7 protein-coding genes are annotated in these 5,480 nt (G+C 60.2%); all 7 read right to left on the bottom strand.

Features of this window, described 5'->3' with window-relative positions; all coding sequences use genetic code 11:
* A partial coding sequence (locus AB4Z11_RS21365; RefSeq protein WP_442027525.1) for an MJ0042-type zinc finger domain-containing protein occupies positions 1-1,001 on the bottom strand: 1,001 nt, incomplete at its 3' end.
* An 18-nt stretch (positions 1,002-1,019) separates the two neighbouring features.
* Complete coding sequence (gene prmA, locus AB4Z11_RS21360; RefSeq protein WP_442027524.1) at positions 1,020-1,955, bottom strand: 50S ribosomal protein L11 methyltransferase; 936 nt, start codon at positions 1,953-1,955, stop codon at positions 1,020-1,022.
* 3 nt (positions 1,956-1,958) lie between these two features.
* Positions 1,959-3,317, bottom strand: a complete 1,359-nt coding sequence (gene accC / locus AB4Z11_RS21355; RefSeq protein WP_442027523.1) for an acetyl-CoA carboxylase biotin carboxylase subunit — start codon at positions 3,315-3,317, stop codon at positions 1,959-1,961.
* A gap of 99 nt (positions 3,318-3,416) precedes the next feature.
* Positions 3,417-3,887 (bottom strand): acetyl-CoA carboxylase biotin carboxyl carrier protein, encoded by a 471-nt coding sequence (gene accB / locus AB4Z11_RS21350; protein WP_442027522.1) that lies wholly within the window; start codon positions 3,885-3,887, stop codon positions 3,417-3,419.
* Positions 3,888-3,981: 94 nt separating this feature from the next.
* Entirely contained in the window at positions 3,982-4,419 is a 438-nt protein-coding gene (gene aroQ, locus AB4Z11_RS21345; protein WP_442027526.1) for a type II 3-dehydroquinate dehydratase, read from the bottom strand.
* A gap of 149 nt (positions 4,420-4,568) precedes the next feature.
* Positions 4,569-5,090 carry a DUF4410 domain-containing protein gene (locus tag AB4Z11_RS21340; RefSeq protein ID WP_442027521.1) on the bottom strand — a complete coding sequence of 174 codons (522 nt, stop codon included), beginning with the start codon at positions 5,088-5,090 and terminating at the stop codon, positions 4,569-4,571.
* Positions 5,091-5,218: 128 nt separating this feature from the next.
* On the bottom strand, positions 5,219-5,480 hold a 262-nt coding region (locus AB4Z11_RS21335; RefSeq protein WP_442027520.1), incomplete at its 5' end, for a TlpA family protein disulfide reductase.

Raw genomic sequence — 5,480 nt, 5'->3', positions numbered from 1 at the left:
AAGTGGTGCAGGTCATCCAGTGCGGCGGCGACGATGTGTTCCTGGGGCGTATCGAAACTCGGCTCGATGCGGCCATGGGCGTCGGCCAGCGACGGTGCTTCAGGCAGCTCGGCCTCGTACGCGCTCTCGGCGGCCGGCAAATCCGGCTTGGCGCGAGGCTCCGCCTCGAACGCAGCGTCCACGTCGGCGGCCGGCGACTCGGCATCAGCGGCATGTGGCTGATGCGGCTCCGGCGCAGCGTCGTCAGCCGCTGGCTCTGGCTCAAGCGCGCCCTCTGCCGTTGGCTCAGGTTCAGGCGTGCCCTCAGAATCGTGCGCCAGTTCGTGCTCCGGCTCAGATGCAACATCCGGCTCGCGCGCCAACTCGTGAGCCGACCACGCCTCGGCCCGCTGCTCCGGCTCGGATGCTGCTGGCTGCCACACTGGCTCGGACTCGGGCTCGGACGCCGGCTCAGGCGCGGTGTCGCGCGTGGCCTTTGGCGCAGGCGGGGCTGCGTCCTCGGCTTCCACTAGCTCGCGCTCTGGCGCGGCAGTGGCCGAGAAGGGCGCGGCAGGAGGGGCGGAGGTTGCTAACCAGCGCTTGGCTGCGGGTGCGGGGGATTGCTCGGCGGGTGGCGTGGCTGGCTCGCGCCCCGCGTCCGGCGCGGCGGCAGGTGGTTCGTCGTCGAAATCCAGCTCGATGCCGGACAGCAGTTCGTCAACGGAGGCCGTTGATGCGGCGAGGTCTTCGTCCGACTGGATGAGGGGTTCGTCGGTGTCGAGGGCGTCGAGATCGAAGTCGAGCGGCTCGCCGTGGATATAGTCGGCGGCTGCCGATGCCGGGGTGACGACGACTTCGGGAATAACGGGCGTTGGCTTGGCCGCAGGTTCGACCAGGGCCGCGTTGCCGTCGAAGACTTCATTACAGGCGCCGCAACGGACAATGCCCCCTCGCAGCTTCAACTGGTCAGCCGCGACGCGGAAGACCGTATTGCAGTGGGGGCATTTGGTGGCGAGCGCCATGCGTAGCGGAGTGCTACCTTAGCGTGGAGATGGAACGGTATCGCTGCCCAGGCGGCCGTACAGGCACACCCAGCCATCGTGTTCAGCCCACACGCCCATCTTGATGAAGGGAGCGTAAGCTGCGGCCACTTCTTCCGCCTGGCGTGCCAGCACGCCGGACAGCACCAGCGCGCCGCCATCGGCCACGCGGCCGGACAGCATCGGCGCCATCAGCTTCAGTGGCGAAGAAAGAATATTGGCGACCACGATGTCGAAACGCTGCGAAGCAAACGGCGACTCGGCAAAATCATCCGGCACGTAATACTGGATATCCTGCACATTATTGCGCGTAGAATTATCGTAAGCCGACTCGATTGCCTGTGGATCGATATCCACACCCGCCACCGGGAAGGCGCCCAGCTTGCGCGCCACCATGGCCAGAATGCCGGAACCGCAGCCGTAATCGAGCACGGTCTTGCCGGGCGCCGGATGCGCTTCCAGCCATTCCATGCACAGGCGCGTGGTCGGATGCGAACCCGTGCCGAAAGCCAGGCCCGGGTCCAGTTCCAGGATCAGCGCCTTGGGATCAGGCGCTTCGTGCCAGCTCGGCACGACCCAGATGTTTTTACCGATATGGATAGGGTCGAACTGGGATTGCGTCAGGCGCACCCAGTCTTCATCCTCGACTTTGCGGGTCGTGAACTTGGGGACTTCCGCCAGCTGGATCGCGGCGGCAGCTTCCGCCACGATCGCAGCCTGGTCGGCATCGTCATCGGTCAACGCTACGACGCGGCTGTGATCCCACGCCGCTTCTTTCGGTTCCATGCCCGGCTCGCCGAACAGGGGTTTCTCGGCGTCGGTGCCTTCATCGGCATCCTCCACCGACACCGACAGCGCGCCCACTTCCATCAGCGCGTCGGACAAAGCCTCCGCATGGTCGCGTGCTACTTCGATGACAATTTCAGTCCAGCTCATTTCTTAAGTACCTGCTTTAGGCATTTCTGCCAGTCGTTGTTCCAGATAGTGAATGTTGGTGCCGCCTTCGATGAAGCGCGCATCCACCATCAGCTCGCGGTGCAGCGGGATGTTGGTCTGGATGCCCTCGACCACCATTTCCGACAGCGCGATCTGCATGCGGCGGATAGCCTGCTCGCGGGTCGCACCGTAGGCGATCACCTTGCCGATCATCGAGTCGTAATTAGGCGGCACGAAGTAGCCAGCATACGAATGGGAGTCTACACGAATGCCTGGGCCACCCGGCGTATGCCACGCAGTGATGCGGCCTGGCGACGGGGTGAACTTGAACGGGTCTTCGGCGTTGATGCGGCACTCGATGGCGTGGCCGGACAGCATCACGTCGCGCTGGCGGAAGCGCAGCTTCTCGCCCGCAGCGATGCGGATCTGCTCCTGCACGATGTCGATACCGGTGATCATTTCGGTCACTGGGTGCTCAACCTGCACGCGGGTGTTCATCTCGATGAAGTAGAACTCGCCGTTCTCATATAGGAACTCGAAGGTACCGGCGCCGCGGTAGCCGATCTTGCGGCAGGCTTCGGCGCAACGGTCACCGATCTTTTCGATCAGCTTGCGTGGGATGCCTGGTGCTGGCGCTTCTTCGATCACTTTCTGGTGACGGCGCTGCATGGAGCAATCGCGCTCGCCCAGCCATACGGCGTTTTTGTGTTCGTCGGCCAGGATCTGGATTTCCACGTGGCGCGGATTTTCCAGATACTTCTCCATATAGACTTCAGGATTGCCGAAAGCGGCACCGGCTTCGCTCTTGGTCATGGTGACCGCGTTCAGCAGGGCTGCTTCGGTGTGTACCACGCGCATGCCACGGCCACCGCCGCCGCCTGCCGCCTTGATGATGACCGGATAGCCGACCTTGCGTGCAATCTGCACGATGGCTTTCGGATCTTCCGGCAGGGCGCCTTCGGAACCCRGCACGCAAGGCACGCCGGCCTTGATCATCGCCTGTTTCGCGGACACTTTATCGCCCATCATGCGGATGGAATCGGCGCGCGGGCCAATGAAGACGAAGCCGGATTTCTCCACGCGCTCGGCGAAGTCCGCGTTCTCGGACAGGAAGCCATAGCCTGGGTGGATCGCTTCCGCGTCGGTCACTTCCGCAGCCGAGATGATCGCCGGCATTTGCAGATAAGACTGGGCCGAAGGCGCAGGGCCGATGCAGACCGATTCGTCGGCCAGCTTCACATACTTGGCGTCGCGGTCGGCTTCGGAGTGCACGACCACGGTCTTGATGCCCATTTCGCGGCACGCGCGCTGAATGCGCAGTGCGATTTCCCCGCGATTGGCAATGAGGATTTTTTCAAACATGGCAGATTCTATGTTTGCGGGCGCCCGGTCGGGCCGGGCGCTCAATGAAGAAGAGGAGAGGCTGGCCGCAGTGTCGTCGGCAGCAGCCATAGCCCGCTATTAGCCGATGACGAACAGCGGCTGGCCGAATTCGACCGGCTGGCCGTTTTCCACCAGGATTTGGGTAATGGTGCCTGCTTTGTCCGAGTCAATCTCGTTCAGCAGCTTCATCGCTTCGATGATGCACAGGGTATCGCCTTCCTTGACGGTGGCGCCCACTTCAACGAATGGTGGGTTGCCTGGAGCGGAAGCGCGGTAGAAGGTGCCGACCATCGGCGACTTGACCACGTGGCCAGTCGGTTCGGCTGCAGCTGGGACAGCAGCGGCAGGTGCGGCAGCCGGTGCGGCCATTGGCGCGCCAGCCGGTGCATAGTGCACAGGTGCCTGCGGCGGCATCATGACCATTTGGTTTTGTGCCAGACCGCCGGACTTGACGATGCGTACTTTGCTTTCGCCTTCGGTGACTTCCAGTTCGGCGATGTCCGACTCTGCGACCAGGTCAATCAGCGTCTTCAGCTTGCGTAGATCCATATTGTGGCTCCCTGTGTATCTTTGTTCTGTTGGTTGTTCTGAGCGAAGTCGCCTTATGGGAGACATCGCGCCAAATAAGCGCAGATCGCGTAGATTAACTGCTTTTTAGAGCAAAGTCGATGGCAAAACGGTATCCCTCGATACCCAGGCCGCAGATCGTGCCCTGCGCGATTGCGCTCAGGAAAGAATGGTGGCGGAACTCTTCACGCCGATAAATATTCGATATGTGTACTTCAACAAACGGTATGGCGACCCCGGCCAATGCATCGCGCAGCGCGACGCTGGTGTGGGTGTAGCCGCCCGGATTGATCACGATGAAGTCTACACCCTCGCCGCGTGCGGCATGGATGCGATCGATCAACGCGCCTTCATGGTTACTTTGGAAACTGGATAGGGTAGCGCCCCCTGCTGCAGCTTGTGCTTGCGCTGCCTGTTCCACATCCGCCAGTGTAGTGGCTCCGTAGATTTCCGGCTCGCGCGTCCCCAACAAATTCAGGTTGGGGCCATTAAGGAGCAGCAAGTTTTTTGCCATGTTTCCCTGACCATTTTCCGCGAAAGTTCCGCATTTTGCCGCCAAGTCCGGGCATTGGCAAGAGAAATAGATTGCTGGCAGCGAATAGAACGCACGTTCGATAAAAAATAAAAGTGCGCTACGGGAGCGCACTTTGCTGATTTGGTAACTTAGTTTTTCGCGGTGCCGCCCAGGTTTTCGACGGTGTGCTCAGCGAATTTTTCGTACAGCCAGTTCATGCGCGACTCGTCCTGGCCACCAGCCAGGCCACCCAGCGCATAGGAAGCGCTGACTTCGAAACGGTTCAGTTCCTTGCCTTGCACGTCTTTCAGGACCACGTCGCCAGTCAGGCTGTCGTTGCCCGCCATGAAGCCGAACATCACAGCGGTAAAGCTGGAACGCACGCGCATGTCCTTGACCACGATTTCGATGGTGTTCATCGGGCCAGCCTGGTTCTCGTTCAGCATGTTCTTGGCAGTCAGCGCGCGTTTAACCTGCTCCAGCAGGGCGGTCTGATTGAACTTCATGTTGTCGGACAGCTTTTTCTTGGCATCGTCCGTCAGGCTGATCGAAATGGCGTTGGCCGGTTGAGTGGTGATGAATTGGCGATGGGCGTTATCGGCGACTTTGACGCCGGAGGCGCAACCGGTGAGCGCCAGGACCAACCCGATGGCAGCCAGCTTTTTAAACATACAATTACTCCCTGAAGATATTAATATAGTTAAATGTCGTTTCTTGCTTAAAAGAAATAACCGACGATGCGTATGCTACACATCGCGTTAGCTATATTGCAAGGGAGGTTGTTGCTTAATTGGGACGATTATAAATTTGCTAAATCCGCTTTTAGCTGATCAAATTTCAAGCGGCCCAGGTAAGTCTTCTTCACCTGGCCRTCTGCGCCGATCAGGACGGTAAATGGCAGGCCGCCCTGGGCATTGCCGAACTGCCGCGACAAGTCGGTGCCACTCATGCCGGCGACATACACCGGGTAGGCAATATTAAATTTCTTCGCAAAATCGGCAATATTGGTTGGAGAATCGATACCGATACCGATCACCTGGACTTTTTTGCCGGCGTCGGAC

Origin of the sequence: Pseudoduganella sp. RAF53_2, assembly GCF_052113985.1 — a bacterium.
GTDB lineage: Bacteria > Pseudomonadota > Gammaproteobacteria > Burkholderiales > Burkholderiaceae_D > Rugamonas.
Note: the sequence above shows the minus strand (reverse complement) of the source record. Positions and strands in the feature narration are given on the sequence as shown.